The sequence below is a fragment of the Zunongwangia sp. genome (genome assembly GCF_048269745.1).
GTDB lineage: Bacteria > Bacteroidota > Bacteroidia > Flavobacteriales > Flavobacteriaceae > Zunongwangia.
In genome coordinates, this window is sequence record NZ_JBLXIB010000014.1 from 33,912 (window position 1) to 50,828 (window position 16,917).

At 35.6% G+C, this 16,917-nt stretch carries 7 protein-coding genes; all 7 read left to right on the plus strand.

The features are described 5' to 3' along the window. Window positions 1–10: 10 nt before the first annotated feature. The 7 genes from ACN0WI_RS14315 to ACN0WI_RS14345 all read left to right on the plus strand — a co-directional run bounded on the left by ACN0WI_RS14315 (window position 11) and on the right by ACN0WI_RS14345 (window position 16,912). Complete coding sequence (locus ACN0WI_RS14315; RefSeq protein ID WP_417887724.1) at window positions 11–2,356, plus strand: ABC transporter permease; 2,346 nt, start codon at window positions 11–13, stop codon at window positions 2,354–2,356. A gap of 32 nt (window positions 2,357–2,388) precedes the next feature. Next, window positions 2,389–4,803, plus strand: a complete 2,415-nt coding sequence (locus ACN0WI_RS14320) for an ABC transporter permease (RefSeq protein WP_417887725.1) — start codon at window positions 2,389–2,391, stop codon at window positions 4,801–4,803. 13 nt (window positions 4,804–4,816) lie between these two features. Then, window positions 4,817–7,189, plus strand: coding sequence for an ABC transporter permease (locus ACN0WI_RS14325; protein ID WP_417887726.1), 2,373 nt, complete (start codon window positions 4,817–4,819; stop codon window positions 7,187–7,189). A 13-nt stretch (window positions 7,190–7,202) separates the two neighbouring features. Beyond that, window positions 7,203–9,599, plus strand: a complete 2,397-nt coding sequence (locus ACN0WI_RS14330; RefSeq protein WP_417887727.1) for an ABC transporter permease — start codon at window positions 7,203–7,205, stop codon at window positions 9,597–9,599. 23 nt (window positions 9,600–9,622) lie between these two features. Continuing rightward, the gene (locus ACN0WI_RS14335; RefSeq protein WP_417887728.1) at window positions 9,623–12,016 is read left to right on the plus strand and encodes an ABC transporter permease; all 2,394 of its coding nucleotides are present in this window, start codon (window positions 9,623–9,625) and stop codon (window positions 12,014–12,016) included. Window positions 12,017–12,027: 11 nt separating this feature from the next. After that, window positions 12,028–14,442: an ABC transporter permease gene (locus ACN0WI_RS14340; protein WP_417887729.1), complete on the plus strand. Its 2,415-nt coding sequence runs from the start codon at window positions 12,028–12,030 to the stop codon at window positions 14,440–14,442. A 79-nt stretch (window positions 14,443–14,521) separates the two neighbouring features. Next, entirely contained in the window at window positions 14,522–16,912 is a 2,391-nt protein-coding gene (locus ACN0WI_RS14345) for an FtsX-like permease family protein (protein ID WP_417887730.1), read from the plus strand. Window positions 16,913–16,917 lie beyond the last annotated feature (5 nt).

Sequence of the window (16,917 nt, forward strand, 5' to 3'; positions counted from 1 at the left end):
TTCATCAATCATGATTAAAAATTATATCAAAATTGCTTGGCGAAATCTTTGGAAGAATAAAGTGTTTTCAGCTATAAATTTTTTGGGACTCGCTATTGGTATGACGGCAGTCATTCTTATTGGTATCTGGGTTGAAAACGAATTAAGTTTTGATCGTTTTCATACTAATTTAGACTCACTATATAAAGTATACAATCGCAGCGCAGGAGCTGGAGAGATTAGTGTTTGGGATGTAACATCTGGGCCTTTGGGTAAAGCTTTAGAAGAAAAATTTCCTGAGGTAGCCAATACAGCAAGAATTTACTGGAGCAGCGAACGCTTATTCAGTTTTAATGACATATCGATTAAAGCTACTGGAAACGAAGTAGATGATTCTTTTTTAAGTATGTTTAGTTTCCCTCTTCTGCAAGGGAATGCCGAGAATGCTTTGGATGGTGCAAATAATATTGTCATTACCAAAACAATGGCACAAAAGCTCTTTGGAAAGGAAAATCCTATAAACAAAGTGATAAAAATCGATAATGAAAATAATTATAAAGTTACTGGTGTATTAAAAGACCTACCGGCAAATACCGAATTTGATTTCGATTACTTGATCCCACTTAAGTTAAGTCCAACTGTGATGAATAATTGGGGTATAAACACCTATTATACTTATGTTCAATTAAAGCCTAATACTGAAATAAACGATGTTAATAATAAAATTAAAAATCTAGTACCCGATAATTCAGAAAAATATAATTGGGAGATTTTTCTTCATCCTGTTAGCAAACTGCATTTATACTCGCAGTTTGAAAATGGAAAAGTGGCAGGAGGCCGTATTGATACAGTAAGACTTATGATTATTATAGGTATTCTAATTCTAGGAATAGCCTGCATTAATTTTATAAATTTAAGTACTGCTCAAAGCAGTAGTCGCGCTAGGGAAGTAGGCGTTCGTAAGATTATTGGAGCAGGAAAATATCGACTAGTTAGTCAGTTTTTGTGCGAATCTCTAATTCTTACAACGATAGGTGGTATGGCTGCTTTAGCTGTAGCCATGATAAGTCTTCCGTTTTTTAATAGAATTATCGATAGCTCTCTAACTATCCAGTACTCTAATCCGTTACTTTGGTTAGGATTATTAGGTACTGTTTTGATTACTGGATTACTTGCAGGCCTTTATCCTGCGTTTTTTCTATCTTCCTTTCCTCCAATCAAAAATTTAAAAGGATCATTAAGTGGATCCAAAAAATCCTTTTCTGCAAGAAAAGTGCTAGTAATACTTCAATTCTCTATAGGTATTATCCTAGTAATTGCTACCAGTATTATTTATCGTCAAATTAACTTCACACAGCACAGGAACACTGGATATAATATTGATAATTTGATCCAAGTGGACATAGAAGGTGATATCGAAAAAAATTACGATTTAATTAAAAATGATTTGCTTAGGCAAAATGCAGTCACCTCAATTAGCAAAACAGGTTGGGACGTAACTCTTAATGGCAGTAATGGTTCCGGCTTTAAATGGGAAGGTATGGAACAGGAAAGTATAAACTTCACTTTATATCGTACTGGTGGTAATTTTGCAAAGACCATGGGGCTAAAAATTAAAGAAGGACGTGACATCGATCTTAATGAATTTCCCGCAGATAGCTCATCTGTAATGATAAACACCACTGCAGCAGAAAAAATTGGGTTTGAAGACCCTATTGGACAGTTGATACGTGATAACGACAAAACTTTGAAAATTGTAGGGGTTTTTGAAGACTTTATTATAGGATCCCCTTATAGCGAGGCGAAGCCTATGCTTATATTCGGTAACCAAGAGCATAACTATAATATGGTTATAAGGTTAAACCCACAGAATAGTACCCTGGAAAACTTAAAAGTTTTAGAGCAGGTTTTCAATAATTATAATCCTGCATATCCTTTTGTATACCACTTTGTAGACCAAGATTATGCTCAAAAATTTAAAGATGAGCAGCAAATAGCTACACTGTCTTCACTCTTTGCAGGTCTTAGCATATTTATATCCTGTTTGGGTCTTTTTGGACTAGCCACCTATATGACTAAAAATCGTGCTAAAGAAATTAGTATTCGTAAAGTACTTGGCGCAAACTCTATAATTATTGTCCAACTACTTTCTAAAGAATTTATTACCCTAGTAGTTATTGCTATATTCATAGCTATACCTATAAGTTGGTATACTATGGATCAATGGCTTATGGATTTCTCATATCGTATTAATATTGAATGGGAAAATTTTATAGGTGCCAGTTTATTAGTGATTCTAATCGCACTTATAACCGTAAGCTTTCAGGCTATTAAAGCAGCTATTACTAACCCAGTAAAATCTTTAAGGAGCGAATAAATAGACAATCATCAATCAAATTAGAAGACATCATGTTTAAAAACTATATCAAAATTGCTTGGAGGAATCTTCTTAAGAATAAGTCCTCATTTTTTCTGAATTGCGGTGGTCTTGCTATCGGGATGGCCAGTTGTATTTTAATCGCGATCTATGTTTGGGATGAGCTGAGTTATGATCGATTTTATGACAATGCCGATGATATCGCCAGAGTGATGCTTCGTGGCAATGTAAATAGTGAAGAACTGAAGGAAGCTGTAGTTGCTGCTCCCGTAGCCAAAACCTTTAAAAAAGATTTTCCGCAGGTAAAAAATGCAACGCGTCTTAGTAAAATTTATAATCCTGAAATTAGATATAATAATACCACTTTTGAAAACATAAAAGCCGCTTATGTTGATCCTAATTTCTTTGATATTTTTAATCTGCGCTTTATAAAAGGAAATGCTAATACCCCGCTTATAAAGCCAAATAGTGTAGTGCTTACCTCTTCAGAAGCTAAGAAATATTTTGGTAATGAAGATCCTATAGGAAAAAAAATCAACCTTAAAGAAGTTGAAGGGGATTTAGAAGTTACTGCCATACTTGAAAATATCCCTCATAACACCCATCTGCAAATGGATGTCTTTATTCCTATGCATCACAATCCTCGTCATACTTCTAATTCATGGGTGACTTCCGGTTTTGCTACCTATGTATTACTCGAGCCAAACACCCAGCTTAGTAGCATCGAAACACAAATTCCGGGACTCTTAAAAAAATATATGGGTGATCAGGTTCAAAAAGCAATTGGTATTTCTTACGAAGAGTTTCAGAAGAACAACAATATTGGTTTGTTTTTACAACCATTAAAGGACATCCATTTATATTCAGATTTTGCACCAAATACTGAGCTTTCTCCTTCTGGAGATATAAAATATGTGTACATTTTTAGCGCCATCGCCATTTTCATGCTGCTTATTGCCTGTATCAATTTTATGAATCTGGCAACCGCAACCGCTACGAAACGTAGTCGTGAAGTTGGGATTCGAAAAGTTTTAGGTTCTGCCAAGAAGCAATTAATCACTCAATTTTTGGTCGAATCATTCATCACAACACTTTTTGCCATCTTACTGGCCATAGGTTTAATCGCCTTGTCTTTACCCCTCTTCAATACGATGGCAGGAAAAGAACTGAAATTACTCAACTTCTTCAACTTAGAAAGTATTTTACTATTGCTAAGCTTCGTTATTTTAGTGAGTCTTTTTTCTGGCAGTTATCCAGCATTTATTCTTTCCTCATTTAAACCACTAATGGCCATTAAAAATAAGCTTTCGGCTTCAGGAAAACGAAATCATTTAAGAAGCGCAATGGTCGTTTTTCAATTTGTGATTTCAGCTGCACTTATACTTGCAACTATTGTGGTCTATAATCAGATGCAATTTATTCAGCATAAAAAATTAGGTTATCAAAAAGAGCAGGTAATCATCTTGCGTGACGCTTATAAAATGGGAAGCACTAAAGTAAAATCTTATAAAAAAGAACTACTAAAGAACCCCAAAATCACCAGCGTTAGCCAATCGGCGTTTGTTCCGGCAGGAGAAACCGATAATCACATGCGCGGTATTTTTAAAAATGATGAATATCTACGGAAGTTTTTCTTTTACGATGTAGACGAAGATTATATTCCCACGCTGGGACTTGAACTTTTGAAAGGGAGGAATTTTTCTACGGAATTAAAAAATGAATCTAATAAAGCCATAATCAATGAAGAAGCCGCTAAAATTTTAAATCTGGGAGAAAATCCGATCGGAAAAACCTTTAAAAGAGCTGCAGACCCAGAAAACGAAGAATTTACAGTGATTGGTGTAATTAAAAACTTCCATTTTAAATCCTTACATCATCAAATAGACCCTTTGGTATTAGCCTATAATCCTTATGGAGGGCTAATAATGAAAACTACCACTGCAAACATCGCAAATATCCTAGATTTTGCAGAAAAAAAATGGTCTGATTTTAACCTAGATGAACCGTTTTCATACACATTTCTAGACGACTCTTTTTCTCAAACCTATAGCAAAGAACAACAAATGGGTGCAATTCTTAGCATTTTCACCTTGCTAACCATTTTTGTCGCCTGTCTTGGTTTATTCGGCCTAATCACCTTTGCGACAGAACAACGTTTTAAAGAAATAGGCATTCGTAAAGTTTTAGGAGCTAATGTCACTGAAATAGTAGGGATGCTCGCTAAAGATTTTGTCAAATTGATTTTCGTCGCATTTATAATTGCTTTTCCGTTAGGATATTATTTTATGCAAAAATGGTTGCAGGATTTTGCATATAGAATCGATTTAAATCTGTGGCAGTTTATATTGGCTGCTATCATAACATTAGCTATTGCTTTAATCACCATCAGTTTTAAAAGTATAAAAGCCGCATTACAAAACCCGGTAAAATCTTTGAGAACAGAATAAAATTTCATCAATCATGCTTAAAAATTATATCAAGATCGCTTGGCGGAATATCTGGAAGAATAAACTAATAGCCGGTATTAATATTATGGGACTGGCAACTGGAATAGCTTCTGTACTGCTAATTGCTTTGTATATTACCAATGAGTTAAGTTACGATAATTTTTATGCTAACAAAGATCTGCTTTATCGCGTTGGTTTTCAATTTAAAGAAACGACTAAAGAAGGAAGCTATTTGGAAGATAATCCATATTTTGTTCCTTCTTTCGCTCCTGATGTTTCAAAGACATTTCCTGAAATCGAATCGTTTTGTAGATTTTCTCCTAATCATGAAGCCTTTCTCATTCATAACAATACCCATATAAAATCGACAAATCTGGCTTTTGCCGATTCTTCATTTTTTGAATTATTCTCATCTAAATTCCTTAGAGGAAATCCTAAAACTGCTTTAAAAGCACCATACAGTATGGTGCTTACCCAACCTTTAGCCCGGAAAATTTTTAATACTACAGATGTTCTAGGTAAAATGATACAATTAAATGGAGAAAAAGAGTATACAATTACCGGTGTGGTTGCAGAGACACCTGCAAATTCTGATATTCAATTTCAAGCTCTTTTATCTTTTTCAACTCTCTATAAAGAACCCGATAGGTATTCTATGGGATGGAATGGAGGCAATAATTACATTTCGTATGTTAAGCTTCAAAAAAATGCAAAAGCGAAAGTTTTACAACAAAAATTACCCGATTTTTTATGGGAAAAAATTAATAAAGACTGGGAAACATTAGGAGCTAAAGTAACTGCTAAATTACAACCTATTAATAAAGTACATCTTTATTACACCGCTAATTCTAAAAATACACGGACCAACATTTATGTTTTTAGTATTGTAGCTTTATTAATACTCCTTATTTCTTCAGTTAACTTTATTAACCTTATTACTGCACAAGCTGTTTCCCGTTTAAAGGAAATTGGGGTAAGAAAAGTGATTGGAGCTTCACGTAAACAACTTGTTTTTCAGTTTTTAAGCGAGTCCTTTTTAATAGCTCTATTTGCATTTAGTTTCGGAGTTTGTCTTTTTTATTTGTTTATACCGCTTTACTCTAGTGTTTTGGGTGAAAATTTAACTTTTACACATGATACCTTTTTTTACATTTCACTTCTTAGTCTATTTCTTATTATTATAATAGGTTTAGGAGCTGGAAGTTACATTGCGTTTTATCTTTCTTCGTTAAATGCTGCTAAGGCTTTTAAAACAACTCATATTAAACATTCTAAGGGGTATAAAAAGAATTTGCTTATAATACAATTCACTATTACAGCCATTCTTATTACTTGTACCATAGTTGTTAATTTACAACTTCAGTATGCTAAAAATAAATCCTTAGGTTTTGATAAAGATCATATTATTATCTTACCACTTACTGGAGACAAGGCACAGCAAGCAGCCTCTCTCTTAAAAAACGAAATTGTTCAGTTTACTGGAGTGAGTTCTGTAACTGCGCTATCTCAAGTACCGCATGATGGGATTACTGAAAATGGTTTTATTCCTGAAAATAGTGAAACATCAATTATGATTCATCAGTTAGATGCTGATGTTGATTTGCTATCTACTTTTCATTTCAAATTAAAAAAAGGAGAATATTACTCTTCCGATAAGCCCAGCCTTTCCCGCGGATATATTATAAACGAAACTCTAGCTAAACAATTGGGCTGGAAAGAGCCTATTGGAAAAACTATTTCTAGAGATGGCAATCACAAGATTATTGGAGTGGTAAATGATTTTATATTTTCTTCTTTACACGATAAGGTTGAACCTCTTATAATTACAAGCCATCCGTGGAGAAATCAGTTTAATTATCTAGCAATTCGTTATACTACTAATAATCCTTCGGTATTATTGAGAAGCATTCAAGAGAAATGGAAAAATATGGGAATTGAAACTCCTTTTGAATACTCATTTTTAGATGATGCTTATAATCATCTTTACAAAAATGAGAAACGGTTTCAAACATTGTTTTTTTGTTTTTCATTACTTTCTATTGTGCTTTCGATTTCAGGAATATTCGCTTTGGTTACTTTAACTTTAAATCAAAATATAAAGGAAATAGGTGTTAGAAAAGTTTTAGGGGCCAGAATTGTTGATATTATAAATCTCACCGGAAAAAGATATTTGGTGTTAGTGGTTATTGCTTCATTAATAGCAATACCGATAAGCTGGTATTATGCCCAATATTGGTTAAATAATTTTGCTTACCAAATACAGTTAAAATGGTGGATGTTTATAATATCCGGTAGTGTTATCTTTTTAGTTGTTTTTGTTATTACTGCACTACAAACCATAAGATTTGCTATTGTAAACCCGGTAAAATCTTTGAGAACAGAATAAAATTTCATCAATCATGCTTAAAAACTATATCAAGATCGCTTGGCGGAATATCTTAAAACACAAAGGCTATTCAGCAATAAACATCTTTGGGCTGGCGCTGGGTATGGCGGTAACGCTTATGATTGGGCTTTGGGTGGCAGACGAGCTCAATTACAACGAGCATTATAAAAACAAGAATCAAATTGCGCAGGTTTATCAAAACATAAATTATAACGGGGAAATAGATACCGATAATGCAATTCCGCGTCCGCTTGAATTTGCTTTACGCGAAGAATTTAAAGACAAGTTCAAGAATATAAGCATGGCTTCCTGGGAAGGGGAGCGGTTTATGAAAGTAGATGCTAATCCCCTGTTGATGCACGGGTATTCGGTACAACCAGAATTTGGGAATATCATTGATTTACAATTTATAAGTGGGCAATCTGAAGCATTGAATGATAGCAATTCTGTATTGCTTTCCCAAACCGCAGCAACCACCTTATTTGGTGATGAAGATCCAACAGGTAAAACGCTTACCGTTGACAATGAATATAAAATGATGGTTGCCGGTATTTTTAAAGACATCCCTACGGGAAATGATTTTGCAGGTTTAGATTATTTAATGCCTTGGTCCCTGTACGCAAACCGAAGCTGGATCAAGAATGCCGCAGATCAATGGGGAAACGATTCTTTTCAGCTGTTTGTAGAAGTCGCCGATGGGGTTAAGCTTAGCGAAGTTTCAAAATTAATCGCGCCCTTAAAGAAGAATAGAGACCCTGAACAGGTAAAATACAATCCGGAGTTTTTCTTATGGCCTATGAACCGCTGGCATTTGTATACGCATTTTGAAAATGGGCAACAAAGCGGAGGGCCTATAGAAAATGTGTGGCTCTTCAGCAGTATTGGTCTTGTGGTTTTGGTACTGGCGTGTATTAATTTTATGAACCTCAGTACAGCGCGTTCTGAAAAGCGGGCGATGGAAGTAGGTATTCGTAAAGCTATAGGCTCCACAAAAAATCAACTCGTCAAGCAATTTTTAACCGAATCGTTTCTGATCGTGATCCTGGCTTTTATACTAGCTGTGGGGCTGGTGCTACTCTTTTTAAATGCCTTTAATACGCTATCCCACAAAAGCATTGTTTTCACTTGGGATAGCATGGTTTTTTGGGCGTCAATACTCGTGTTTATAAGTGTTACAGCGCTGATTGCAGGCAGCTATCCCACCCTGTATTTGTCTTCGTTTAAACCTGTAAAAGTTATAAAAGGAAGCTTTAAAGCGGGGAAAATGGCTGCGCTACCTCGAAAAATTCTGGTAATCACACAGTTTAGTGTTTCTATAGCCTTGATCATTGGCACTTTGATTGTGATGTCACAGATTGAATTCAGCAAAAACAGGCCTATAGGTTATGATACCAGCGGGCTGATACAGATACCGTTGCGGGGGGCTGAATTTTGGGGCAAAAGCGATATGATGCGCAATGCTTTTATAGCCTCTGGGGCAGTAACCGAAATGGCTTCTTCAAGCAGTCCTTCTACAGATGTATGGTCTACACGGTCTGGCATTAGCTGGGTGGGTAAACCTCAAGATTTTCAAGCAGATTTTAGCTACTCGATGGTTTCGTACGAGTATGCAGAAACCTTAGGCCTTGAGGTGATTGCAGGAAGGGGATTCTCCAGGGACTTTCCCTCAGACTCAAGTGCCGTACTCATTAACGAGTCTGCCGCCCGATATATGAATATGCAAAATCCTGTAGGTAAAATTTTAGCAACAGGTGAAAAGGGGGTTGACTATACCGAATATAAAATAATAGGGGTTGTAAAGGATGTAATTGCACAGTCGCCGTATAATTTGGTAAAGCAGGCTGTCTATGCCTTTGATAAGTATCAAAGTGCGAGTTACTGGAGTTTAAGACTCAATCAAAACCAAAGTATGAGTAAAAACCTGGCTACCGTAGAAGCGGTTTACAAAAATTATTTTCCCGATGCTCCATTTTCCTATGATTTTGTAGATAAAGAGTATGCTAAAAAGTTTGCCACGGAAGAACGTATTGCAAGCCTGGCCAAAGTGTTTACGCTTCTTGCTATGCTTATTAGCTGCTTAGGCTTGTTTGGGTTAGCCTCTTTTGTGGCCGAACAGCGCACCAAAGAAATAGGAGTGCGAAAAGTGCTTGGTGCATCAGTGCCTAATCTATGGCTCTTACTGTCTAAAGATTTTGTGGTGCTGGTAATTATCGCATTGCTCATCGCATCACCTATTGCTTTTTACCTGATGCAACAGTGGATTCAAAAATTTGCGTATAGAACCGATATTTCAATATGGGTTTTTGTAGCTGCAGGTGCAGGAGCCTTAGTGGTTACCCTATGTACGGTGAGCTTTCAGGCCATCAAAGCTGCAATTGCTAATCCTGTAAAATCCCTAAGAACAGAATAATTCATCAATCAAAATCAATCAGCATGATTAAAAATTATATAAAAATTGCCTGGAGAAATTTAAAGAGTAATAAAATCTACTCATTCATCAATATTGCAGGTTTGACAATTGGTTTATTATCGTGTTTGCTGGTAGCAACTGTAGTTGTAAATGAGTTAAGCTATGACAAGCAGTGGGATAAATCAGAACAGATTTACAGGATTCTATCTCAAAATAATGGAGACATTACTATAAACTCACCACTTCCTATAGGTCCGGAAGCCAAAAATGACCTTCCAGAGACGGAAGCCTACTGCCGGCTCACAACCGTTAAAGCTGATTTTAAAATAGACAACACACAAGGATTTAATATTGAATTTTTAAGGACAGAAGAGACTATTTGGGATTTACTAGATTTAAAAATTCTAAATGGTACTCCCCAAAATAGAACAGAAGGTTACCCTAATCTGGTTATTACCAAAAAAATAAAGGATGAGTATTTCCCCACGATTAACCCAGTAGGTAAAATCATCAAGCAAGTTTCAAACTATTCTCAAGCACAAGATGTAATAATCACGGGGATCATAGAGGAAATTCCACAGAATTCAATCTTTAGGTCTGAGGGACTATTGATTAGTCCATCTAGAAAAACTGATAATATTTTAAATGCGGAAGGTGCCAGTACCTGGGGGCAACAATTTCTACTGCTATCACCAGGAACTTCTCTCGCTGCATTTAGCGAAAAGTTCAATACCTGGTTCGACGAAAGAATGAAAAACACAGGCTGGAATCTTGATTTTAAACTTCAACCCTTAGAGGATACTTATTTAAATTCTAATGGATTAACCAGACAAAGAATTCGTGGAAGTAAGATAAACGTCATCATCCTTAGTGCAGTTGCAATCCTTCTGCTCTTCATAGGCTGTACCAATTTTATCAATCTCACTACGGCAAGAATTTCAAAAAGAATAAAAGAAACCACAGTGAGAAAGATTTTGGGAGCGAGCAAAAAAGCGCTTTTTACACAATACCTCATTGATTCGTTACTGTATTTTACACTTAGCTTTTTCCTAGCAATCTTTTTTTATCAGATCCTCTTCTCTTCTCTTGATTCTTTCGTAGAAACACCATTAATCATAAGCCTTTGGAAAAGCAGCGAATTTTTAATTGGGATTCTAACGGTCTTGCTCTGCGTGGGAATTTTAACTGCACTCTACCCAGCAATTTTAATGATAAAGCCAAGGCCCAACGCCATTTTGAGCAAGGCCTTTACCAGTAAAAAGAAAGCAGATTTTTATAGAAAAGCTCTTGTAATTACACAGTTTACAATTACCGTTGGCGTCCTGGTCTCGGCCGTGGCAGTCAATAAGCAGCTGACCTTTTTAAGCACTAAAAATCTGGGATACAATGAAGAAAACCTGTTACAACTGGGCTTTACCTATTGGGGAGAAAATGGTGAAGCTTTTAAGCAAGCGCTAAAAGATATTCCAGGGGTGGAGAATGCCAGTATTTCTGGTTGGCAGCCTGCAGTATATGGGGGAAGTGGATCAATGACTGTCGAGGACCCGTTGAATGAAGGCCAGAAAATGAAGATTTGGCTTATCGATGGAGATAAAGATCTAGGGAAAACATTAGAACTAAAATTAAAAAAAGGTAAATGGCTTGATGATCCTTCCGTTTTGGCTGCAGCCAAAAAAGAAAAAGACACCTCTAAAGAAGGAAACGTACAACAACGACTGCTTATCACAGAATACACTGCAAAAAGACTGGGCGTAGATGAGCTAAACAGACCTATGAAAGGAATTACGGGTATACCTGTGGGGATCGTTGAGAATTTTAACAACGAATCGCTAAGAAACCCTATAACCCCAACGATTATTAATGGTGATAAATCTCCTAATAGTGGTTCAATTCTTCTTCGCGTGGCAGATGCACTGCCTAGTGATATTTTAAAGAGAATACACGATAAATACAAGGAGTTCTTCCCCAATGCCATCTTTGAACATCTCTGGATCAAAGAAACACTTGCCAAAGAATTTAAAGCTGAGCAAAAATTGAAAGATATGCTTTTTCTTTTCAGCATTCTTACAGTGGTGCTTTCGTGTCTCGGGCTTTTTGGACTGATCACCTTCATGGCCGAAAATAGGATTAAAGAAATAAGCATTCGCAAGGTTTTGGGAGCTTCGGTTTTGCAGATTACGACACTGCTTTCTAAAGGTTCGCTGCTGCTTGTGTTTACCTCCATTTTAATAGCGGTTCCTATCACCTGGTATGCGATTGATAAATGGCTGATGGATTTTCCGTATCGCATTTCAATTGATGGATGGCTCTTTGTCAAGTGCGGTGCTATTGCTTTGGCTATAGCCTTAATAACATTATGCATCAGGACGGTAAAAGCCTCAATGCAGAACCCCGCGGATAACTTAAGGAACGAATAAATTCATCAATCATGTTTAAAAACTATATCAAGATCGCCTGGCGAAATCTCATCAAAGACAAAACCTTTACAGGACTTAATATTCTTGGTTTATCCATTGCCTTTGCTGCTGCTATATTGCTCAGTATAGCTTCAGTTTACGAACTTTCTTTTGATAATTTTCATGAAAATAAAGATCGTTTATTCATATCCTATTTTGTTTCGCAAAAACCAAACGGCGCAAAAGCAACAATCACTCAGCCGCTAGCTATGGCGCCTACGCTAAAAGAAGAAGTTCCTGGGGTTAAATATACTAGCCGATACCGTGAAGCTTATAATCTGGTAAAAAAGGGTGAGAAAGAATTGCTGTTAGATGTGGCGTTTTTGGACAACGATTATTTTAAGATGTTTTCTTTTCCCATTCGCTACGGAACAAAAAATAATCCGTTGGAACATCAAAACTCGGTGGTAGTCACTGCTGAAAGTGCTAAGAAAATCTTTGGAGAAATAAATGTTGTCGGCAAGGCAATAGATATTCAAATGGGCGGTCAATTAAAACCATTTGTAGTTAGTGCTGTGCTAAAAAATCTGCCTGAAAACACTAATGATAAGTTTAATATTGCTGTTTCTATCGAAAACATGCGGGATTATCAGGAAAATTTAAGCGAATGGGGAAATAGAAATCATCATGTATACGTACAACTAGAAAATGGTGTTGCCGTAACCGATTTTGAAAAAAATGCTCAAGAATTCACTAATCTTCATTTTAAAGGAGATATCGAAGATGCCGAGCGTGATGGCGCACAACCAAATGCCGAGGGAAACTTTAAAAAGCTAAAGCTAATGCCGATTACCGATTGGCATTTTGTAAAAGTGAAAAACCATCTTTTTGAAGTTTCCAAAAGTTACCCTTACCTGATTTTTGGGATAGGAATGCTTATCATCCTAATTGCCAGCGTAAATTTTATTAATATGAGCATTGCCCGAAGCACAAAGCGACTAAAAGAAATTGGAATGCGCAAAACGCTGGGTGCTGCAAAAAGTCAGCTTTTTATTCAATTTTGGGCAGAAAGCGTGTTTATTTTTCTTACTTCAGCAATTATTGGTTTACTGATAAGTCTTTTGATTGCCGATCCTTTTCAGTCGCTATTCAGAATTCCGGCTGAATTCAGCACTATCGTAAATCCGTCGATGATCCTTGGATTTTTACTCATCTTGGCGATAATCACCTTAATCGCCGGTGGGTATCCTGCATTATTACTTTCAAAATTAAAAACCATTCAGTCGCTAAAAGGGAAACTGGATATGAGTGGTAAAAACAGGCTACGAAATGTACTCATGGTTTTTCAGTTTAGTATTGCCATTCTTTTGGTTACGGGAACTTTGGTGTTGTGGCAGCAATTACATTATATGCAGAATAAAAATTTAGGTTTCAATAAAGAGCAAGTGATCGCATTTCCGCTTAACGGTAAAAAATCGGCTCGTGAATCTTTAAAATTACTGCGGAATGAACTTCAGGACAATCCTAATATCGTAAACATTAGTGGTGCCGATAATATTTTGGGAATCGATGCTACGGGTTCCCGTTTTGAAAGTCAGATGGGATTTGAATATCAGGGTAGAAATATTAATACTAATGTACTAGCTGTAGATTATGATTATATAAAAACATTAGACCTGAAACTGAAAGAAGGACGTGATTTTAACCGAAATTTTGCCACAGATAGTCTTAGCCTGATTATTAACGAATCAATGGCAAAATTGCTTCAGGAAGAAGAGCCATTAAATAAAATGATCCCTATTGGAGGCAACCGAAATTATAAGATTATCGGGGTGCTTAAAGATTATAACTTTCAGGATTTAAATAGAGAAATTGCGCCACTTACCATTTCTGTAGATCCAAACTGGGATCTTTATTATGCTTATCTAAAAGTTGCTCCAAATACGGCTTCACAAAGTTATGATGCGATAGAGAAAGCCTGGGCGAACATCGAACCTAATGCCGAATTTGCCGCGTCTTTTCTTGATGAAAATATAGATCGCACCTTTAGAATTGAAAAGCGCCTAACCAGCATGATCACCAGCGGATCGATTATCGCCATCGTTTTAAGTTGTATTGGGCTTTTCGCGATGTCGATATTAGTAGTAACCCAACGAACCAAAGAAATTGGCGTACGGAAAATTGTTGGTGCGGGAGTCACCAATATCACCTTGCTGTTAACCAAAGATTTTTTAATTCTGGTAGGAATCGCTTTTGTGATCGCAACACCTATTGCCTGGTATTTCACCAATGAATGGTTACAGAATTATGTATTCAGAATTGAATTAAGCATCTGGTTTTTTATTGCCGCAGGCGTTTTATCACTTTTAATTGCTGTTGCCACCATAAGTTTTAGAACGGTAAAAGCCGCATTGCAAAATCCGGTAAAATCATTACGAACAGAATAGAAAATGAATAAATCAATATCTGATTTTTGAACTGTATGCTTTGAAAAGTTTATAGGTTTTACACCAAAAAAATGTAAGTATGATTAAGAGTTATTTTAAAATAGCATTTAGAAATATAAAGAGTAGTAAAGTATATTCAGGGATTAATATTATTGGCCTTAGTATTGGGCTTGCTGCTTTTCTGCTTATTGCTACGGTAGTAATTAATGAGCTTAGTTATGATAAGGATTGGAGTAAAGGGGATCGTATTTATAGGCTTATCGAAGAAAATACAGCTTTGGATAAAAAAAACGCTTCGATCGCTGCTCCTTTAGGGCCTCAATTAGCTGCAAACTTTGATCAGGTAGAGACTTATGCACGAATAGAAAATAGAGTTTCCAATTTTAAGTTACAGCAAGATCCTGTTCAATTACAAACGCTGGAAACAAATCCTTCCATTTTGGAAATATTAGATTTTAAAGTACTTCAAGGCACACCGAGCCAGTTTGTAGAAGGTTATCCCAATCTTATAATTTCTAAGAAAATTAAAGATCAGTATTTTCCAAATTCAAATCCAGTAGGGAAAATTATTGAAAATGTTTCCAATTTTGGTAGTAATACGGAATATTATATTTCTGGAGTTATCAAAGATTTGCCGGTAAACACACATCTTCGTGCCGATGTGATGGTAATTGAGAAACCTAAATTTACTGAATTCTCTTCCAATAAATTTACCCCTAATTTTAATCAATATCTATTATTAAAACCAGGTGTTTCTGAAGCTGATTTTATTCGAACAGCTAATAATTGGTATAGTGATTTACCTACAACTCAAAAAAATCTAAGATTTTCATTACAGCCAATAGAAGATATTTATCTAAACTCTAATAATTATTTTCAAACCATAAAAGGAAATAAAAATACGATAACCATTCTGTCTTGCGTAGCGGTTTTATTACTAGTTATCGCCTGCATTAATTTTATAAACCTTAGTACCGCAAGAACCATCAAAAAAAATAAAGATACCATATTACGAAAAGTACTTGGGGCAAGCCGTAGCAGTCTTATTGCGCAGTTTCTAGCAGAATCTTTTCTATTCTTCGGGATAAGTTATGTCTTAGGTCTTTCTCTGTATTATTTGTTTTTACCAAGTTTAGAAAGCTTTTTAGACCAAACGTTTTCCTTAACTATTATTGGTAATATCCAATTATTAACGATTAGCTTTTTAGCAGTAGGAAGTGTTAGTTTGTTAACAGGAATTTATCCGGCTTTGATTATTTCTCAGCCCAATTCAGAAAAAGGAATAAGTAATACTTTTAAGGCTAACCAAAATTCAGAAATATTTAGAAAGGGATTAGTTACCCTGCAATTTGTTATCACTATAGGGGTTATCGTTGGAACTTTAGTTGTGAATAATCAGTTAGCATTTTTAAATACTAAGGATCTTGGTTTTAATAAAGAAAACTTATTTAGAATAAATTTTACGAATTGGGGAGATAAAGGAGAGGCTTTCGAAAAGGAAATTAAAAAAATTGCAGGTGTTAAAAATGCCAGTATTGGGCAGTGGATTCCCTCTAGTGTTGGCGGGACCTTTCATCGAGAAATAGAAGATCCGCAATCTCCAGAAAATAAAATTGATACCTGGTATATCGATGCCGATAAAAACTTCTTTTCAACTTTAGAGCTTCAATTAATAGAAGGAAGAGGATTCCAAAATGAATTTTCTGCTGAAAAAAGCCTTGCAGAAGACCTTTCCGAAGAAAAGAATGGATTATCAGATGCGAAACCTATTTTAATTACTGCATATACTGCCAAAAGGCTGAATATTACAACTCTTAATAAGCCTTATAAACAGCTAAAAGGAATTCCTATTGGCATTGTAAAAAATTTTCATAATCAATCACTCAGAAATCCTTTAGCGCCAACCATTATTCGGTCTATTCAAAATCCGAAATATGGGAATATGCTTATAAAAATTGAGACTGAAAACCCAAATGAAGTTGCTACTCAAATTCGTAAAAAATACAATGAATTTTTTCCTGAAAACTTATTTAGCTCTTCCTGGATTGCTGAAGATGTAGCTCATGAATTTAAAGCTGAAAATAAATTGCGGTCGGTTTTAGTGATTTTTAGTGTATTAATCGTTTTTCTTTCCTGCCTTGGTTTATTAGGTTTAATCACTTTTATGGTTCAAAGTAGAACAAAAGAAATAAGTGTTAGGAAAGTTTTAGGTGCCTCTGTACTACAAATTGTAAGTGTTTTTTCGAAAAGTTCTTTAAAACTGATTGTTCTTTCGGCTGTTATTGCGGTCCCAATTTCGTGGTATGTTTTAGATCGGTGGTTGGGCGATTTTGCCTATAAAATTAATATTGGTCCACTGATTTTTATAAAAAGTATAATGGCAGTTTTAGCTATTGCATTATTAACAATTGGACTTCGAATTGTAGGTGCAGCTCTTAAAAATCCTGTAGATAATTTAAGAGCAGAATAGTGCTT